This window comes from Actinoplanes sp. CA-142083, assembly GCF_050942195.1.
Classification (GTDB): domain Bacteria; phylum Actinomycetota; class Actinomycetes; order Mycobacteriales; family Micromonosporaceae; genus Actinoplanes.
In genome coordinates, this window is sequence record NZ_CP192076.1 from 3,620,161 (window position 1) to 3,634,507 (window position 14,347).

Below are 14,347 nucleotides of genomic sequence, written 5' to 3' on the forward strand. Positions count from 1 at the left end.
AGCGTACGCTAAGGAGATGACGATGCGCATCGCGATCGCCGGTGGCGGCCTCGGCGGCCTGACCCTGGCCCGCATCCTGCACCGGCACGGCATCGGCGCGGTGGTCTACGAGCGCGAGCCGAGCCGATCCGCGCGCTCGCAGGGCGGCATGCTCGACCTGCACCCGGAGTCCGGGCAGCACGCCCTGGCCGAGGCGGGCCTCACCGCCCCGTTCCGGTCCGAGGCGCGGCCGGAGGGCGAGGAGCATCGCATCCTCGACCCGGCCGGGCGCACCCTCGTGCACCACGTGCCGGAGCCCGGCTCCTTCGCAGGGCGTCCCGAGATCGACCGCCGCGTGCTGCGCGACCTTCTGCTCGATGCGCTCCCCGGCGACGCGGTGGCCTGGGACCACCGGATCGTCGCGGCGGCGCCACGACCCGGCGGCGGCTTCGAGCTGACGTTCGAGGGCGGCCGTAGCGCCGACTGTGACCTCCTCGTCGGCGCCGACGGCGCGCGCTCGGCCGTCCGGCCGCTGCTGACCGATGCGAAGCTGTCGCCCGTGGCCACCCTGGTCGAGCTGACCATCGGCGACCCCCGGCCAGACGTGGCCGGCCTGGTCGGCCCGGGAAATCTCTGGTGCATGGGAGTGAGCCGGATCCTGGCGGCGCAACGCCTCGGCGACGGCAGCATCCGGGTCGGGATCACCCTGCCCGCGGACGATCGCGACCTGGACGCCTACCGCGGCAAGCGGGCCCTGCTGGAGATCTTCGACGGCTGGGATCCCCGCCTCACCGCGCTCATCCAGGCCGGCGACGGCGATCCGAACCCGCGCCGGATCGATGCGATGCCCACCGGCACGCGCTGGGACCACCGGCCGGGAATCACCCTCATCGGCGACGCCGCGCACCTCATGCCGCCGGTCGGCGAGGGCGCCAACCAGGCCATGCTCGACGGCGCCTCGCTCGCCGCCTCGCTGGCCGGCGCGATCGCCGCCGACCCGGACTCCGCGATCCGGGCCTACGAGGAGGAGATGTTCGCCCGGATCCACCCGATCGCCGAGATGTCGGCCCGGATCCAGGCGATGATGCTGTCGCCGACCGCGGCGGACGACATCGTCCGCTTCTTCTCGCGGCGGGCCGCCGAGGTGCCGTGATCAGGCGCCGCCGCGGCGGCGGGCTCGGTACTCGGCCACCACCAGCTCGGTCAGCTCGTCCAGGGTCACCTCCGGGGTGGGCTTGTCGAAGGTGATGGCGCCGTGCTGCAGCAGGTTCACCCGGTCGCAGACGTCGAGGACCTGGGCGTAATTGTGGGCGATGATGATGACCGAGACGTCGCCGCGCGCCTTCAGGTCGCGGATCAGGTCGAGGATCAGGGCGCCCTCCTTCGCGCCCATCGCCGCGAGGGGCTCGTCGAGCAGCAGGATCTTCGCGTCGGAGTAGACGGCGCGGGCGACCGCCACGGCCTGCCGCTGGCCGCCGGAGAGCTTGGCGACCTCGGAGCTCACGTTCGGGATGTTGACACCCATGTCCTCCAGGTGGGCCCGGGCCAGCCGGCGCATCGCCCGGTTGTTGAGCAGTGGGCCGACCCTCAGCTCCCGGTTGAGGAACATGTTGTGGAAGACGGAGAGCTCGTTGATCAGCGCGAGTCCCTGGTAGACCGTGTCGATCCCCAGCGAGCGGGCGTGGTCGACGCTGCGCAGCACCACCTCCTCGCCGTTGACGACGATGCGGCCGGCGTCCGGCCGGTGATAGCCGCAGATGACCTTGATGAGGGTGGACTTGCCGGCGCCGTTGTCGCCGATCAGGCCGAGCACCTCGCCCTGTTCGAGGCGCAGCGACACGTCGCGCAGGGCGGTCAGCGCGCCGAACCGCTTTGCCACGTGCTCGACCTGCAGGACATCGGTCATCACGTGCCTCCGGTTCGCCGCAGGCGCGACAGGTACTGGTTCGCGATCATCGAGAGCAGGATCGCCGAGCCGAGAATGATGTTGAACGGGTTCGCGCTGATGCCGATCAGGTTGAAGCCGTTCTGCAGCTCGGCCAGGATCAGCGCGCCGAGCAGCGCCCCGATCACCGTGCCCGAGCCGCCGGCGAGCGCGGTGCCGCCGATGACCGCCGCCGAGATCGCGGTGAAGGTCAGCGCGGTGCCGCCGCCGATGTTCGGGTCGATGCTGTTGATCCGGAACGCCTCGAGGATGCCGGCCAGCGCGCCGAGCATGGCCGCCATCATGAAGTTGCCGATCTTGATGCGGTTCACCCGGATGCCGGCCTCGGTCGCGCCGATCAGGTTGCCGCCGACCGAGATCGTGTGCAGACCCCATCGCGTACGGGTGAGCACCACGTGATAGACCGCGACGACGCCGAGGCACCAGATCAGCGACGACCAGTCCCCGGCACCGAAGATGGTCTGGATCTTGCCCTGGGCCTCCTCGGGGATCTGCGCGGGGTAGGCGTGCGAGGTGGTCAGCAGGATGCCGAGCAGCAGGTAGTACGAGCCGAGCGTGGCCACCAGCGACGGCACCTTGAACTTGGTGACGATGAAGCCGTTGCAGAACCCGATGAACGCCGAGATGGCGAAGGCGATCAGGAACGCCGGGATCACCGGGATCCCGTAGATGTCGACGGCGTAGTGGACGAGGAACGGCGCGAGCGCCGCCACCACCCCGACCGAGAGGTCGATCTCGCCGGAGACCAGTAGCAGCACGATGCCCACCGCGACGATCGCGGCCGGCGCGGTGGCCTGCGCGATGTTGCGCAGGTTGTCGTGGGTGAGGAAGACGTCGTTGGACGCCCGGAAGTAGATCGCCATGGCGATCGCGACGATGAGGACGCTCGCCTCGCGCCAGCGCACCAGCACGGTGCCGCCGTGGCGGAGCAGCGTCAGGAGACGCCGGTCGCGTTGGGCCGGCGTCTCCTGCTGCCTGGGAAGGGTCCCGGTCATGCGTGGGCGATGGGTCCGGACCGCTCGACGAGCTTGACGTCCGTGGACGAGCCCTCGTAGCGGGTCTGGGTGTTCTGGTACTGGGCGACGTTGTCCTTCGTCACGAACAGCAGGCCCGTGTTGGTCTGCGGCGGCGAGATGAGGCCCCCGGAGACCTTGAACAGGTAGAGGTAGAGCACCGGCAGGAAGCCCTGCAGGTACGGCTGCTGGTCGATCGTGTAGTCGAGATCGCCGGACTTGATCGAGGCCAGGGTCTCCGGGATCAGGTCGAAGCCCCCGGCCACCTTCAGGCCCTTGCCGCGCATGTCGTACTTCTTGACCGTCTGGCCGACGGCCTGGGTCGAGCCGGCGTCCACGGCGAGCATCCCGGCCAGGCCGGAGTGCCCCTGGGCGTACGCGTCGATGATGGACAGGCCCTTGGTGACATCGGCGTTGGTGGCGACCGCCGTGAACTTCACCGCGCCGCCGGCGTCCTTGAACGCCTGCTGCGCGCCGTCGATCCGCGGCTGGATGTTGAGCTGCCCCGGCGTGGCGATGAACCCCACCACGTCGCCCGACTGCACCTGGCTCAGCGCGCGCTGCCCGAGGGCGTAGCCGGAGTCGAAAAGACCCTGGCCGACGTACGTGAGCCGGTTGGTGCCCGGGTCGTCGCGGGCGCCGTCGGCGTTGTACGACACCACCGGGATGCCGGCGTTCAGGGCCTGGTCGACCGGCGCCTTGAAGGCCGACTTGTCGACCACCGCGATCGCCAGGCCGTCGGCCTTGCCGCTGATCGCCGTGTTGGTGGCGTTGACCATCTCGGCCACCACCGAGTTCTGCGAGCCCGTCCACTGGTACGAGCAGCCGAGCAGCTTGCACGCGTCCTCGGCGCCGTACTGGGTCGGGGTGAAGAACGGGTTGGTGGTGACGTGGTTGACGAAGACGAATTTCCAGTTCGGCGTCTTCGGGAAGTTCCCGATCGCGTCGGAGCTGGTCTTGGTGTCGTCCTGGCTGCACGCGGAGAGTAGCCCCGTTGCCGCGAGCGACGCGCTGGCCAGGCCGGTGCCGGCGAGCAGCCGGCGGCGGGTCACCCCGCGGGGATCGAGTTGCGCGGCCGCCCGCTCGACGACCTCGGGAATCTCGGGCATGTCACGCCACGCCGAGCTGATAGATGGTCGTGGTGCGGTACGTCTGACCGGGCCGCAGGACCGTCGACGGGAAGTTCGCGTGGTTCGGCGAGTCCGGGAAATGCTGCGTCTCCAGGGCGAAGCCGTCGCCCTGCCGGTACATGTGACCGCTTGTGCCGACCAGCGTGCCGTCCAGGAAGTTGCCGCCGTAGAACTGGATTCCCGGCTCGGTCGTGTAGATCGTCAGCTGCCGCCCACTCGCCGGGTCGGTGGCCCGCGCCGCGAACTCCAGCTTGCGGAAGGTCGGGTCCTTGCGGTCGAGCACCCAGTTGTGGTCGTAACCGCGGCCGATCACCAGCTGCGGGAAGCCGTCGCGGTTGCGGGCGCCGATGGCCGTGGCCTTGCGGAAGTCCATCGGGGTGCCGGCGACCCGGTCGAGCGATCCGGTCGGGATCAGCGTCGCGTCGACCGGCGTGTAGCGGCTCGCGTTCAGCTGGAGCTTGGTCGTGTCGATCGTGCCCGTGCCCTCGCCGGCCAGGTTCCAGTAGTTGTGGTTGGTCAGGTTGATGATCGTCGCCTTGTTGGTGGTGGCGACGTAGTCCATCTTGATGCCGTGATTGCGGGTCAGCGTGTAGGTGACCGTCGCCCTGAGCTCGCCCGGGTATCCCATGTCGCCGTCGGGGCTGGTGAACTGCAGCTTCAGCGCCACTGCGTCGTGGGTCTTGATCGGGGTGGCGGCCCAGACGTGCTTGTCGAAGCCGACCGTGCCGCCGTGCAGGCTGTTCGGGTCGTTGTTGATCGGCAGGTGGTACGTGACGCCGTCCAGCGTGAACGTGCCCAGCGCGATCCGGTTGGCGTACCGGCCGGTGATGCAGCCGAAGTACGGGCTCTTCGCCACGTAATCGGCGAGATTGTCGAAGCCGAGCGCCACGTTTGCGGTGCGGCCGTGTTTGTCGGGCATCTCGATCGACTGGAGAATGCCGCCGTACGTCAGGATCTTGACGCGGATGCCGTTGTTGGTGAGCGTGTAGATGTCGACGTTCTCGCCGCCGGCCAGCGTGCCGAACGCGCGTTTCGTGATGGTCGCGGATCCGCCGGCGTACGAGGTGGACGCGGACACCACGCCCACGCCACCGATCATCAGCATCACCGCGCCGAGCCGGACCGCGGTCCGGCCCAGGGAAATCTTGTGCATCGTGCCTCGCCTCTCTCAGCGGCGCCACGCCCTTCGCGTGGCAGGGCAGCATGCAATGAGGGCGACCACGGGGAGGGGGAGTCGACACCCCGAGGTGGGGAGAGGAGCGCTTCGCCTGGCCCAACGGGAAAACCGGCCAGTAACATAGGCGAAACCAAGAGCGCGGAGTCGACGCTACAATTTGCTCTCTGGCAATGTCAACAGTGGTATTTGTCGATCTTTTGAATTGCGGTTTTGGTGCGTTTCCGCTTTTAAAGAATCAATACTTTCGTACGACGAAGGCCGCCCCCCTTTCGGTGAGGGCGGCCTTCGTTTGTGTGTCGTCAGGCTTGCGCGTCGGGCGCGCTGTTGAGCTCCTGCAGCTGCTGGTTGACGTGGCTGCTCAGCGCCTGGTGGTAGCTCTGCGCGAGCTGGCCCAGCCGCTCGATCTCGTCGAGCAGCGCGGCCCGCTTGGCCCCGATCTGGCTCATCGCCTCGGTGTGGTTGCGCCGGGCGTCGGTCTCGATGGTCGCGGCCTTGAGCTGGGCCTCGCTGGTGATCTGCTCCGCTTTCGACTGGGCGCTGGTGATCAGCGACTCGGTCTCGCGCTGGGCGTCGCGCATGTGCTCGTCGGCGGTGCGCTGCGCCATCATGAGCACCCGCGAGTTCCGCTCGTCGTCACCCACCTGGGCGAACGACCCGGACGGCGTGGCCGCGCGGGCCCGCTCGAGCTGGGCCTGCATGCTCCGCGCGTTCTGCTCGGCGCGGGCGCGGGCCTCCTCGAGGCGCTCGAGCTGCGCGGACAGCTCGGCGAGCTCGGAGCTCATCACCATCGTCGAGGCCGCGCCGGCCGGGGCGGGACCGCCGCCGCGGTCCATCCGGTCCCGCAGGGCGCCGTTCTCCTCGAGCAGGCGGATGAGCTCCTGCTCGACCTCGTCGAGGAAGGCGTCGACCTCTTCCTCGTCGTATCCACGCTTGCCGATCGGTGGCTTCTTGAAGGCCACGTTGTGGATGTCAGCTGGAGTGAGCGGCATCGTGCTCCTCGGGTTTGGTTCGTCTCGGTGGTGCAGCGCAATATCGTACGCACCCCACCTGTGCGTCCGCCCGGTGGGCGTGATCACTCACGCTACTTTGCGGCGTTTTGTAGCAGTTCGATGATCTTCATCGTGACCGCGGGCTTGTCGGTCTGGCCGCATGCGGTGTAGCGGATCACGGTTTTCCCGGACGTGAGCACGTAGACGAACGCGTCGCTGCACCGGCCGAGCCCGGTGGGCTGCTTGCCCTCGGCCGGCAGCCGCGGGTCGGCGAGGAGTTTCTGCAGCTGGGCCATCTGATCGCCGGTCAGCTTGCCGCTGGAGGTGACGTTGCCGTCGCTGGAGCGCTGCCAGGAGCCGTCGGACCTGACCTCGATGCTCTGGTCGATGCCGGCGATGCCGCCCTGCTTGACCAGTTTGACGCCCTTGACCGACGCGGTGGCGGTGGCGGTGGGTGGCGGGCTCTCGCTTGTCGGGAGGGTGACCGGCGCGGAGGCCGAGGCCGAGGGCGGCGCCTCGGACGAGGGCTCGGCGCTCGCCGAGACGGGCGGGGCCTGGGTGGGCTGGGGCGTGGCGGGGCTGTTGCCGCCGCACGCCGCGACGGCGAGCACCAGCAGGGCGGCAGCGGCAGCGGCGGCGCGGCGCGCAACATCGAAAGGCATCGTCACTCCCGGTCGAAGGGGGCCGAACCTATGCGTACGCGTCAATGGTGTCAATCAGGCGGGGGACAGCGCCGTCGCCAGCTGGCCCGACCACGCCCGCACCACCCGGGCGCGCCGCCGGGAGTCGTCGGTGAGCACGTCGGCCAGCGCGAGACCGCGGGCCATGTCGAGCGTCGCCTGGATCAGGGCACGGACCGACGGGTCGCTGTCGTCGGCGCCCAGCAGCCGCACGGCCCGCTCGTGGACGCCGCGGGCGAAGCGCCGTTCGAGGGGCAGCACCGCCAGGCGCAGCGCGGGATCGGCGGCGGCGACGGACCAGACCTGCAGGGCGGCGCGGAACAGGTCACCGCCGATGATGGCCTCGACCAGGCCGCCGACCACGGCGTGGACCCGCTCGGGGCTGTCCGGTGCGGGCTCGGGCAGGGCGTCGAGCAGCGCGGCCCGCTCCTCGAACATGTGCTCCAGCGCTGCGAGGATGAGTGCTTCCCGCGTACGGAAATGGTGTTGCACCGCGCCCCGGCTGATGCCGGCCTCGGCGGCGATGAAACCGACGGTGGAGACCTCCCAACCGTGGGTGGCCAGGCAGCGGATCGTCGTCTCCAGCAGGCGGCGGCGGGTGGCGCGGCTGCGGTCCTGCTTGGTGCCGGCGAGCTCGGTCATGCGGGCGCCACGACCGCGAGCGGCGTGCCCTGGGTGACCTGCTGGCCCACGACGACCGGCAGCGAGGCCAGGACGCCGTCAGCCGGGGCGTGGACGGCGTGCTCCATCTTCATCGCCTCCAGCCAGACCAGCGGCTGTCCGGCCGTGACCTGGTCGCCCTCCTTGGCGCCGACCCGCACGACGGTGCCGGGCATCGGGGCGACCAGCGCGCCGGAGGGGATCTGGGCGGCCGGGTCGGGGAAGCGCGGCACCCGGCGCAGCCCGACCGAGCCCTGCGGGCCGTCGATCACCAGGCACACGTCGTCGTCTTCGCCGTATCGGCCCACCAACCAGGTGCGCTGGACGCCGTCGACCTCCAGGACCACGCGGTCGGCTGCTGCTTCGACAAGCGATGCCGCCATGCCGTCGACTTCGAGGCCCTCGCGACCGAACCGGTAGCGCACCTCGATCTCGTCCTCGCCGTGGTGGTAGGACCGGCTGCGGTGGCCGACAGGGATGTTGCGGAAGCCGCGTCCCTTGCTGATCGCCCAGTCCGCTAGCGCCGCTACCACGGCGGCTGTTCTCGCGTCGCTCTTTGGGGCCAGCGTCGCCGGGAGATTGTCGGCATAGAAAGCCGTGCTCGCCGTGCCGTCGAGGAACGTGGGGTGCAGGAGGCTGGCCACCAGGAGGTCGCGGTTGGTGGTGACGCCGTGGATGCGGGAGCGGCGCAGGGTCGCGGCGAGCCGGCGGGCCACGGTCTCCCGGTCATTCCCGTACGCGATCACCTTGGCGAGCATGGCGTCGTAGTGGGTGCCCACGACGCTGCCGCTCTCGACGCCCGAGTCGAGCCGGATGCCGTCGGTCGTGGGGATGTCGAAGGTGACCAGGGTTCCGGTCTGCGGCCGCCAGTCCGCGGCGGGGTCCTCGGCGTACAGGCGCGCTTCGATCGCGTACCCGTCGATCTTCGGCTCCGGACCGCTCAGCTTGCGCCCCGCCGCGACGTCGAGCTGCAGGCCGACCAGGTCGACGCCCGTCACGCACTCGGTGACCGGGTGCTCCACCTGCAGGCGGGTGTTCATCTCGAGGAACCAGAAGTTGCCGGCCTCGTCGGCGAGGAACTCGACGGTGCCGGCGCCGCGGTAGCCGACGGCGGCCGCGGCGTCCCGGCCGGCCCGGAGCAGGCGGGCGCGCAGGTCGCCGCCGATCCGCTCGACCAGCGGGGACGGGGCCTCCTCGATGACCTTCTGGTGGCGGCGCTGCAGGGAGCACTCGCGCTCGCCCAGCGCCCAGATCGTGCCGTGCTCGTCGGCCATGACCTGGACCTCGACGTGGTGGCCGCGCTCGAGGTAACGCTCGCAGAAGACGGTGGGGTCGCCGAACGCGGCGGCGGCCTCGCGGGCGGCGGAGGCGACGGCGTCGGGCAGCTCGTCGAGGGCGCGGACGATGCGCATGCCCCGGCCGCCGCCGCCGGCCGAGGCCTTGACCAGGATCGGGAGGTCTTCCTTCTTGACCGTGGCGACGTCGAGACGGTCGAGCACGGGGACGCCGGCGACGGCCATGCGCCGCTTGGATTCGATCTTCGAGCCCATGACCTCGATGGCCTCGGGGGTGGGGCCGATCCACGTAAGGCCGGCCGCCTTGACCTTCCGGGCAAAATCGGCATTTTCCGATAAGAAGCCGTATCCGGGGTGGATGGCGTCGGCATTCGCCTTCTTGGCGGCGGCGATGATCAGGTCGGCTTGGAGGTAGGTGTCCGCGGCGGACAAACCGGGCAGCCTGATCGCGCTGTCGGCCTCCCGTACGTGCGGCTGGTCTTTGTCGGCGTCGGAGAAGACGGCGACCGTGGCGAGCCCTCGCTGCCGGCAGGTCGCGAAGACGCGGCGGGCGATCTCGCCGCGGTTGGCTACCAGGACGCTTGTGATCATTTTCTGCCTCACCTCCTTCACCTCCTTCACATCCGGAAGACGCCGTAGGACTCGGCGCCCTGGATCGGGGCCGAGTGGATGGCGGACAGCGCGATGCCGAGCACGTCGCGGGTGTCGCGGGGGTCGATGATGCCGTCGTCGTAGACCATCCCCGACAGCACCATCGGCATCGCCTCGGCGGTGATCTGCTGCTCGATCATCTGGCGCACGACCTGCGCGCCGTCCTCGTCGAAGGGCCGGCCGCGGGACAGCGCCGACGCCTTCGACACCAGGTAGGTGACGTCGGCGAGCTGCTGGGCGCCCATCACGGCCGAGCGGGCGCTGGGCCAGGAGAAGACGAAGCGGGGGTCGTAGGCGCGGCCGCACATGCCGTAGTGGCCGGCGCCGTACGAGTTGCCGATCAGCACCGAGATGTGCGGGACGGCCGAGTTGGACACCGCGTTGATCATCATGGCGCCGTGCTTGATGATGCCCGCCTGCTCGTACTCCCGGCCGACCATGTAACCGGTGGTGTTGTGCAGGAACAGCAGCGGGGTGCGGGAGCGGTTCGCGAGCTGGATGAACTGGGCCGCCTTCTGCGCTTCCTCGCTGAACAGGACGCCGTTGGCGTTGGCCAGGATGCCGATCGGGTAGCCGTGCAGCCTCGCCCAGCCGGTGACCAGGCTGGTGCCGTACAGGGGCTTGACCTCGTCGAAGTCGCTGTCGTCGACGATCCTCGCGATGATTTCCCTCGGGTCGAACGCCGTTTTGAGGTCGGGCGGGACGATGTCGAGGAGTTCCCCCGTTTTGAGCCGTGGCGGCTTGCTCTCGGCGGGCGTTTTGCCGCTTTTCTCCCAGTTGAGTCGGGCGACGATCCGCCGCCCGATCCGGATCGCGTCCCGCTCGTCCACCGCGTAGTGATCGGCGAGCCCCGACACGCGGGCGTGCATCTCCGCCCCGCCGAGCGACTCGTCGTCCGACTCCTCCCCGGTGGCCGCCTTCACCAGCGGCGGCCCTGCCAGAAACACCTTCGACCGCTTCTCGATCATCACGACGTGGTCGCTCATCCCCGGCAGATAGGCCCCGCCGGCCGTGGAATTGCCGAACACCAGCGCGATCGTCGGGATCCCCGCCGCCGACAGCCGGGTCAGATCCCGGAACACCGCCCCGCCCGGGATGAACACGTCCTTCTGCGTCGGCAGGTCCGCCCCGCCCGACTCGACCAGCGCGATCAGCGGCAGCCGGTTGGCGAGCGCGATCTCGTGCATCCGCAGCGTCTTGCGCAACGACCACGGGTTGCTCGACCCGCCCTTCACCGTCGGGTCGTTCGCCACCAGCAGACACTCCGCCCCGCTGACCACCCCGATCCCCGCCACCACGCTGCCGCCGACGTTGAACGGCGAGCCGTAGCCCGCCAGCGCCGCCAGCTCCAGGAACGGCGAGTCCAGATCCAGCAGCAGCTCGATCCGCTCCCGGGCGGTCATCTTCCCGCGCGCGTGATGCCGGGCCACCGCCTGCTCGCCGCCCCCCGCCACGGCCTTCGCCGTCTCCGCGCCGATCTCCGCCAGCGCCGCCAGCATGGCCTCCCGGGCCGCCCGCGCCTCCGCCGATGAAGTGTCGAGTGTGGACCGCAGGACGGTCACCGCGCCTCCTCCTCCAGAAGCCGAACCGGAATGTCGACGTGCCGCGAGCGCAGCCACTCCGCCAGCCCCTTGGCCTGCGGGTCGAACCGGGCGTTGTAGGCCACGCCCTCACCGAGCAGCCCTTCGATCACCACGTTGACCGCGTAGATGTTCGGCAGCCGCGTGATGCGCACCGGCAACTCCGCGGTCTCCGGAAGCAGCTCACGCACCGTCTCCTCAGAGATCAAATTCTCCAGCCACGGGTACGCGTCAGCCCGGCGCACCCAGATCCCGACGTTGGCGTCGCCACCCTTGTCGCCGGAGCGCGCCCCCGCGACCGTGCCCAGCGGCAGCCGCCGGCTCCCCCCTGTGGAAATCTCCCCGGTTTTGTCATACCCAGGTGCTCTACTCGGCCCCACCCGAGAACGGGTGGGGGAGGCTTGCGGACCGCCCCCTGTGGACAAAACCGAAAAAGTGTCAGACCCGGATGGTTGACTCGGCCCCGCCCAGGACGGGGTGGGCTCCGACCCCGCGGGCTCGCCCCGAGCGGGCTGCGTGGGCTCGGGCTGGGCGGGCTGCGCAGGCTCGGGCTGGGCGGGCTGCGCAGGCTCGGGCTGGGCGGGCTGCGCGGGCTCGGGCTGGGTGGGCTGCGCTGATTCGGCCAGGGCGGCCTCGGGCTGGTCCGGCTTGGGCGACATGGGGCCGGGCGCGGCGGGCTCGGGCGAGGCGACCAGCGGCGGTCCGAGCAGCGGCTCGAGGGCCTGAAACGTCGGCGGCGCGGGGATCCGCTCGACGGCGCCGTCCGGCAGCACCACCTCGTGCACCGGCTCGTTCTGCGGCACATAGCCGGCGGTGAAAACGCCATACGGATGCGCCCCACCCGGCGGCGTAGTCGCAAAAAAGCCCGGATACGAACCCAGCGCCACCTCCACGGCGGCGTTGCTGAAGGCTCGGTCCACGTTGCGCCGGTCGGGGTCGCGGGCGACGGCCGTGAGCAGCGCCGACGCCTGCTGCTGGGTGGGGGCGTCGGTGACGTCGAGCCGGGCGAGCGTCCAGGTCAATGACGCGGGCCGCCGCGTCAGCCCGGCCTCGAACTGCTGCCGGAAGAGGACGGCCTTCGCCTCGACGTCCAGGCCGGTGAGCACGACCGTCATCTCGTTGCGGAAGCCGCCTACCCGCGTCCGGGAGACCTTCAGGTCCGGCGGGGGCGGCTCACCGCGTACGGGAGAAATCGCCACCCGGTCGGGGGCCTCCTGCCGCAGGGTCACGCTGTCCAGGCGGGTTGTCACGTCCGGTCCGGCGTAGCGCGCATCCTGCACCTCGTACACCAATTGGGCCGTGACTGTCCCGACGGTGACCGCGCCGCCGCTGCCGGGGTGTTTCGTGATGACGCTGGAGCCGTCCTCGAAGATCTCCGCGATCGGAAACCCCGGTCGCATCAGGTCGCTTATTTCGGTGAAAAATGGGTAATTGCCGCCGGTTGCCTGCGTCCCGCACTCGATCACATGGCCGGCCACGGTCGCGCCGGCTAGCTGATCATAAGAAGAGCGGCCCCAGCCGAAGTGCGCGATAGCCGGCCCGATCACCAGGGAGGCGTCGGTTACGCGCCCGGTCACGACGATGTCCGCCGACATGGCCCGCGCGATCCCGAAAGCCCCGAGATAAGCGTGCGATCCCGGCCCGAGCGAGTCGCCGCGCACGAGCGCGATCCGAGGGGAGAGCCCTTGCTCGGCGGCAACCGACTGGATCGCGGAGACGAGAGCGGACGGGTTCACCCCGCCCGCGTTGGTCACGATGCGCACCTGGCGGTCGAGCGCGAGCCGCAAGCAGTCCCGCAGCTGGCTCAGAAAGGTTCGCGCATACCCGGCCTGCGGGTCCTCGCGCAGGTCGCGGGAGAGGATCAGCATGGTCAGCTCGGCGAGGTAGTCGCCGGTGAGCACGTCGAGATCGCCGCCCTCCAGCATCTCCCGCATCGCGGAGAGCCGGTCCCCGTAGAAGCCGGAGCAGTTGCCGATGCGGATCATTCGCCGAGGCTCGCACAGCCGGGAAAAACAAGCAAGCGCGCTTGTTTTTGGGCAGCCCGGAAAGCTACCGTGCGGTAATGCGGCTCAACGAGGACCACAGCGCCTTCCGGGACAGCGTCCGCCGGTTCGTCGACACCGAGGTCAACCCGCACGTCGACGCGTGGGAGGCGGCCGGTCGCGCGCCGCTGCACGACCTGTTCCCCAAGGCGGCCGCGCTCGGCCTGCTCGGCCTCGAATACGACCCGGAATACGGCGGCGAGGGCGCCGACCCGAGCTTCCAGCTGGTCGCCGCCGAGGAGTACGGCCGCATGCACGCCGGCGGCGTCGGCATGGCCCTCGGCGTCCAGGCGATGATGGCCACCCCTTCGCTGCACGAGTTCGGCTCGGCCGAGCTCAAGGAGCGCTATCTGAAGCCCGCGATCGCCGGCACCGCCGTCACCGCGATCGCCGTCACCGAGCCCGACACCGGCTCCGACGTCTCCCGCCTGCGCACGCGTGCGGTCCGCGACGGCGACGACTGGGTGATCACCGGCCGGAAGGTCTACATCACCAACGGCGCCCAGGCCGACTGGCTGTGCCTGCTCGCCCGCACTTCCGACGAGGGCGGTTACCGCGGCATGTCGCAGATCGTGGTGCCCACGACGGATGTCGAGGTGGCGCGCACCTTCGACAAGCTCGGCAACCGCTGCTCCGACACCGCCGAGCTGGTCCTCGACGAGGTTCGCGTGCCGGTCGCCAACACCATCGGCGCCGTCGGCCGCGGCTTCCAGCAGCAGATGCGCCAGTTCGTCACCGAGCGCATGTTCGCCGCCTACACGACGGCCGGCCAGTGCCAGTACGCCCTCGACCGCACCCGGGCGTTCGTGCGGGACCGGCAGGTCTTCGGCCGCCCGCTCGCCGACCGGCAGTACGTGGCGTTCCGCCTCACCGAGCTCCAGGCCGAGGTCGACCTGCTGCGCAGCCACAACCTGCAGGCCTGCGAGGCGCTGATGGCCGGCGAGGACATCACCCGCATGGCCACGGTGGCCAAGCTCAAGGCGGGCCGCCTGATCCGCGAGGTGGCCGACTGGTGCCTGCAGTTCCACGGCGGCGCCGGCTACCTCGAGGAGACGTGGACCGCGCGGATGCTGCGCGACGTCCGCCTCACGTCGATCGGCGCCGGCGCCGACGAGGTGATGCTCCAGGTCCTGGCCCGCCTCGACGGCCTGCCAGCCTGAGAAACGCCGCCCGCGAGCAGCCGGGCGGCGTGACCAGAATCGGGAT

The 14,347-nt window shown here is 70.2% G+C and carries 12 protein-coding genes; 2 read left to right on the top strand and 10 right to left on the bottom strand.

What is annotated here, in order from left to right:
- Positions 1–16 precede the first annotated feature (16 nt).
- Positions 17–1,132, top strand: coding sequence for an FAD-dependent oxidoreductase (locus tag ACQPZX_RS16540; protein ID WP_433381126.1), 1,116 nt, complete (start codon positions 17–19; stop codon positions 1,130–1,132).
- On the opposite strand, the gene ACQPZX_RS16545 is transcribed toward ACQPZX_RS16540, so the two are convergent.
- The 10 genes from ACQPZX_RS16545 to ACQPZX_RS16590 form a co-directional block, all read right to left on the bottom strand.
- Positions 1,133–1,885 (bottom strand): ATP-binding cassette domain-containing protein, encoded by a 753-nt coding sequence (locus tag ACQPZX_RS16545; protein ID WP_433381129.1) that lies wholly within the window; start codon positions 1,883–1,885, stop codon positions 1,133–1,135.
- On the bottom strand, positions 1,885–2,919 hold the full coding sequence (locus tag ACQPZX_RS16550) for an ABC transporter permease (RefSeq protein ID WP_433381132.1): 1,035 nt from the start codon (positions 2,917–2,919) through the stop codon (positions 1,885–1,887). Before ACQPZX_RS16550 ends, ACQPZX_RS16545 begins: the two co-directional genes overlap by 1 nt.
- A complete protein-coding gene (locus ACQPZX_RS16555) occupies positions 2,916–4,046 on the bottom strand; it encodes a sugar ABC transporter substrate-binding protein (RefSeq protein WP_433381135.1) in 1,131 nt (376 codons plus the stop codon). Before ACQPZX_RS16555 ends, ACQPZX_RS16550 begins: the two co-directional genes overlap by 4 nt.
- 1 nt (position 4,047) lies before the next feature.
- Positions 4,048–5,220 (bottom strand): aldose epimerase family protein, encoded by a 1,173-nt coding sequence (locus ACQPZX_RS16560; RefSeq protein ID WP_433381138.1) that lies wholly within the window; start codon positions 5,218–5,220, stop codon positions 4,048–4,050.
- Between the two features lie 323 nt (positions 5,221–5,543).
- Entirely contained in the window at positions 5,544–6,233 is a 690-nt protein-coding gene (locus ACQPZX_RS16565; protein ID WP_433381141.1) for a DivIVA domain-containing protein, read from the bottom strand.
- A gap of 92 nt (positions 6,234–6,325) precedes the next feature.
- Positions 6,326–6,895 carry a hypothetical protein gene (locus tag ACQPZX_RS16570; RefSeq protein ID WP_433381144.1) on the bottom strand — a complete coding sequence of 190 codons (570 nt, stop codon included), beginning with the start codon at positions 6,893–6,895 and terminating at the stop codon, positions 6,326–6,328.
- 54 nt (positions 6,896–6,949) lie between these two features.
- Complete coding sequence (locus ACQPZX_RS16575) at positions 6,950–7,555, bottom strand: TetR/AcrR family transcriptional regulator (protein ID WP_433381147.1); 606 nt, start codon at positions 7,553–7,555, stop codon at positions 6,950–6,952.
- Positions 7,552–9,459 carry a biotin carboxylase N-terminal domain-containing protein gene (locus tag ACQPZX_RS16580; RefSeq protein WP_433381150.1) on the bottom strand — a complete coding sequence of 636 codons (1,908 nt, stop codon included), beginning with the start codon at positions 9,457–9,459 and terminating at the stop codon, positions 7,552–7,554. The genes ACQPZX_RS16575 and ACQPZX_RS16580 overlap by 4 nt, the downstream gene beginning before the upstream one ends.
- Positions 9,460–9,485: 26 nt before the next feature.
- Positions 9,486–11,081 carry an acyl-CoA carboxylase subunit beta gene (locus tag ACQPZX_RS16585; RefSeq protein ID WP_433381153.1) on the bottom strand — a complete coding sequence of 532 codons (1,596 nt, stop codon included), beginning with the start codon at positions 11,079–11,081 and terminating at the stop codon, positions 9,486–9,488.
- The gene (locus tag ACQPZX_RS16590; RefSeq protein WP_433381156.1) at positions 11,078–13,084 is read right to left on the bottom strand and encodes an acyclic terpene utilization AtuA family protein; all 2,007 of its coding nucleotides are present in this window, start codon (positions 13,082–13,084) and stop codon (positions 11,078–11,080) included. The genes ACQPZX_RS16585 and ACQPZX_RS16590 overlap by 4 nt, the downstream gene beginning before the upstream one ends.
- A 77-nt stretch (positions 13,085–13,161) precedes the next feature.
- On the opposite strand from ACQPZX_RS16590, the gene ACQPZX_RS16595 reads away from it, so the two are divergent.
- Complete coding sequence (locus ACQPZX_RS16595) at positions 13,162–14,301, top strand: acyl-CoA dehydrogenase family protein (RefSeq protein ID WP_433381159.1); 1,140 nt, start codon at positions 13,162–13,164, stop codon at positions 14,299–14,301.
- Positions 14,302–14,347: the final 46 nt, after the last annotated feature.

Bases quoted from the DNA above. Each gene is read 5' to 3' on its own strand.
- ACQPZX_RS16580 (WP_433381150.1), bottom strand. From the start codon at position 9,459: ATGATCACAAGCGTCCTGGTAGCCAACCGCGGCGAGATCGCCCGCCGC.
- ACQPZX_RS16555 (WP_433381135.1), bottom strand. From the start codon at position 4,046: ATGCCCGAGATTCCCGAGGTCGTCGAGCGGGCGGCCGCGCAACTCGAT.
- ACQPZX_RS16595 (WP_433381159.1), top strand. From the start codon at position 13,162: ATGCGGCTCAACGAGGACCACAGCGCCTTCCGGGACAGCGTCCGCCGG.
- ACQPZX_RS16590 (WP_433381156.1), bottom strand. From the start codon at position 13,084: ATGATCCGCATCGGCAACTGCTCCGGCTTCTACGGGGACCGGCTCTCC.
- ACQPZX_RS16565 (WP_433381141.1), bottom strand. From the start codon at position 6,233: ATGCCGCTCACTCCAGCTGACATCCACAACGTGGCCTTCAAGAAGCCA.
- ACQPZX_RS16540 (WP_433381126.1), top strand. From the start codon at position 17: ATGACGATGCGCATCGCGATCGCCGGTGGCGGCCTCGGCGGCCTGACC.
- ACQPZX_RS16550 (WP_433381132.1), bottom strand. From the start codon at position 2,919: ATGACCGGGACCCTTCCCAGGCAGCAGGAGACGCCGGCCCAACGCGAC.
- ACQPZX_RS16570 (WP_433381144.1), bottom strand. From the start codon at position 6,895: ATGCCTTTCGATGTTGCGCGCCGCGCCGCCGCTGCCGCTGCCGCCCTG.
- ACQPZX_RS16545 (WP_433381129.1), bottom strand. From the start codon at position 1,885: ATGACCGATGTCCTGCAGGTCGAGCACGTGGCAAAGCGGTTCGGCGCG.
- ACQPZX_RS16560 (WP_433381138.1), bottom strand. From the start codon at position 5,220: ATGCACAAGATTTCCCTGGGCCGGACCGCGGTCCGGCTCGGCGCGGTG.
- ACQPZX_RS16575 (WP_433381147.1), bottom strand. From the start codon at position 7,555: ATGACCGAGCTCGCCGGCACCAAGCAGGACCGCAGCCGCGCCACCCGC.